Annotated in this window: 1 protein-coding gene; it reads right to left on the bottom strand. The window is 74.0% G+C overall.

Features of this window, described 5'->3' with window-relative positions; genetic code table 11:
- Positions 1 to 1,210, bottom strand: a 1,210-nt coding sequence (locus tag D7V77_RS42020) for a hypothetical protein (RefSeq protein ID WP_120581735.1), incomplete at its 3' end; no start/stop codon positions are given.
- Positions 1,211 to 1,229: the final 19 nt, after the last annotated feature.

Raw genomic sequence — 1,229 nt, 5'->3', positions numbered from 1 at the left:
GCCCTCCCACCAGTCCGTCCTTGCGGTGGTCGTAGAAGAGCACCGCCTCGCCTCGCAGCGGCCCGCCCCGCCCCAGCCACACGCCGTAGCCGAACGTGTAGAGCAGCTGGCCGTACAGGTTGTCGTCGTCCACGCGCCCCGGATAGCTGTAGCCCTGGAATGACAGTCCCACGCCGCCCTCCACGAACGAGCCCGCGAAGCGCGGCCCGAAGCGCTCCATCGCGTAGCGGCCCTTGAGCCCCACCTCTCCGCCTCCCAGCGTGAAGCCCTCCGTCGGGTAGCGGTGGTACGTGGCGATGCCCTCCACGTCCAACGACGTCCCATCCCCCAACCCCGGCGTCCGCTCCGGCGCGCCCCACAGCCGGTAGGCCGCGCCCGCGCGGATCAACGTGTTGCCCTCGTCCGGCGCCAGCCGCGCGGACGCCTGGAGCCGCACCCTCGACAGGCGCGCCACCGCGCCCAGCGCGAAGAAGTTCCGGTAGTCCGCCGTCGCGTCGTGCACGTACTGGTAGCCCAGGTCCAGCTCCAGTGGCGGCAGCGTGTCCGGCACCCGCCCCGGGTCGAACGCCGGCGACGTCACCGCGTACAGGTTCGCCAGCATCGACAGTGAGAACACCCCCGCCCCCGTCAGCGTCACCGCGTACAGCGGCCCGATGGTCTTGCGCGACGCGCCCGTCAACGCGATGGGCACCAGCCCCGCGGCGATCAACCCCAGCCCCGTTGCCTCCGCCGCGAACAGGCCTCGCGCCGTCGCGGAATCCCCCGCCGTCCACGCACCCAACCCGTGCAGCAGCAACCCCGGCACCACCGCGACCGCCACCGGCAGCGCCTTGAACGGCGGCCTCGGCGCGTCCTCTGTCAGGCGCACGCGGGGCTCCGACACCCGGCCGCCTTCCATCGCACCCGGAGCTTCCGGCGCCACCACCGGGCCGGACTCCGCCGCGGACGCCGTTGGCACCGGCCGGGGCCCCTCCTCCGTCAGCACCCGGGCCATCACCTCCGGCGGCACCACCGACGCGTCCGAACCCCGGCGCTTCGGCACGTCCCGGGGGATGTCACTCCCACCCAGCTCGGGACCGCTCGCCAGCAGCTCGAAGGCGGACCGCCAGCCGCCGCCGTCCTGCGCCCGCGCGGGCCCCGAGGCCAGCCAAAGCCCCAGCACCACCGCGAAGGTGGCTCGCGCACTCCACACCGGGCGCCCATGCCCCATGACCGTCGTCTCGCTTCCC

The organism is Corallococcus sp. CA041A, from assembly GCF_003612075.1.
GTDB lineage: Bacteria > Myxococcota > Myxococcia > Myxococcales > Myxococcaceae > Corallococcus > Corallococcus exiguus.
This window is presented reverse-complemented; position numbering and strand designations above follow the sequence as displayed.